Consider the following 2,001-nt stretch of genomic DNA (forward strand, 5'->3'; position numbering starts at 1 on the left):
GTACCAGGTTCTCGAAGGACTTGCCGTCAACGGTGGCGTTGTCGATGCCGACTTCCACAACTTGACCGTCTTTGTAGACGTCATCACCTTGCGCAGCCAGCTCGTACGGAACGCTGGTGGTGCCGGCTTTGATGACGACGGTGTCGCCATTGCTCAGGGTCACGGTCAGGTCCTGTTTGAGGGCTTGATCGACCTTGACGGTGAACTTAGGTGCGGCGTTTTCCAGTACGTCGCCGTTGCTTTCGATGGTGACGGTGATTTTGTCGCCGTCCGCACCTGGCTCGTCAGTCACGCTGGTAGTCAGCGTGGCATCGCCCAGTGTCAGCTTCTCGAAGTTGTTAGCCGAAACCGACTCAAGTTTGTTGACGATGGCGTCCTGACCGCCAGTGAAGATGTCGTCCTTGGCGGTGACCACAGCAGTGCCGGTGGTGCCATTGGCCGGGATTTTCACCACGGTGCCATCGGTCAGCGTGAACTCCAGAGGACCATGGCTCGCCATCGGCATGCCAGCAGCGTTGGTCAAGGTCACGGTGTAAGTGACCTGACCGCCTTCGGTGACGGTGGTTTTATCCACAGACAAAGTGGCGACCACTTCAGAGACGGTATCGCCGACTTTAACGACGGCTTCGTTACCGAGAACCAGATTTTCGAAGGATTTTCCGTCGACTGCAGCGTCAGTGACGCCGAGTTTGATGGTTTCGCCGTCTTTGTAGACGTCATCACCTTGCGCCGCCAGCTCGTACGGAACGCTGGTGGTGCCGGCTTTGATGACGACGGTATCGCCATTGCTCAGGGTCACGGTCAGGTCCTGTTTGAGGGCTTGATCGACCTTGACGGTGAACTTAGGTGCGGCGTTTTCCAGTACGTCGCCATTGCTTTCGATGGTGACGGTGATCTTGTCGCCGTCCGCACCTGGCTCGTCAGTCACGCTGGTAGTCAGCGTGGTATCGCCCAGTGTCAGCTTCTCGAAGTTGTTAGCCGAAACTGACTCGAGTTTGTTGACGATGGCGTCCTGACCGCCAGTGAAGATGTCGTCCTTGGCGGTGACCACAGCAGTGCCGGTGGTGCCATTGGCCGGGATTTTCACCACGGTGCCATCGGTCAGCGTGAACTCCAGAGGACCATGGCTCGCCATCGGCATGCCAGCAGCGTTGGTCAAGGTCACGGTGTAAGTGACCTGACCGCCCTCGGCGACGGTGGTTTTATCCACAGACAAGGTGGCGACCACTTCGGAGATAGTGTCGCCGATGGTGACCTGAGCTTTGTCGCCGAGCACCAGGTTCTCAAACGACTTGCCGTCAACGGTGGCGTTGTCGATGCTGACTTCGATGATCTGGCCATCTTTGTAGACGTCATCACCTTGTGCCGCCAGCTCGTACGGCACGCTGGTGGTGCCGGCTTTGATGACGACGGTATCGCCATTGCTCAGGGTGACGGTCAGGTCTTGTTTGAGGACCTGGTCGACCTTGACGGTGAACTTCGGTGCAGCATTTTCCAGTACGTCGCCGTTGCTTTCGATGGTGACGGTGATCTTGTCGCCGTCAGCACCTGGCTCGTCAGTGACCGAAGTGGTCAGGGTGGTATCGCCCAGTGTCAGCTTCTCGAAGTTGTTAGCCGAAACTGACTCGAGTTTGTTGACGATGGCGTCCTGACCGCCAGTGAAGATGTCGTCCTTGGCGGTAACCACGGCAGTGCCGGTGGTGCCATTGGCCGGGATCTTGATCTCGGTGCCGTCGGTGAGTTTGAAGGTCAACTCGCCATGGTTGGCCATCGGCATGCCGGCAGCGTTGGTCAGGGTCACGGTGTAAGTGACCTGGCCGCCTTCGGTGACGGTGGTTTTATCCACAGACAAGGTGGCGACCACTTCAGAGAGGGTGTCGCCGATGGTCACTTGAGCTTTGTCGCCGAGTACCAGGTTCTCGAAGGACTTGCCGTCAACGGTGGCGTTGTCGATGCCGACTTCCACAACTTGACCGTCTTTGTAGACGTCATCACCTTGCG

1 protein-coding gene is annotated in these 2,001 nt (G+C 57.8%); it reads right to left on the reverse strand.

The genetic code is table 11. From position 1 onward, the window contains the following. A partial coding sequence (locus tag AACY45_RS26970; protein ID WP_339548475.1) for an immunoglobulin-like domain-containing protein occupies window positions 1–2,001 on the reverse strand: 2,001 nt, incomplete at both ends.

The organism is Pseudomonas sp. RA_35y_Pfl2_P32, assembly GCF_963970735.1.
Taxonomy (GTDB): Bacteria; Pseudomonadota; Gammaproteobacteria; order Pseudomonadales; family Pseudomonadaceae; genus Aquipseudomonas.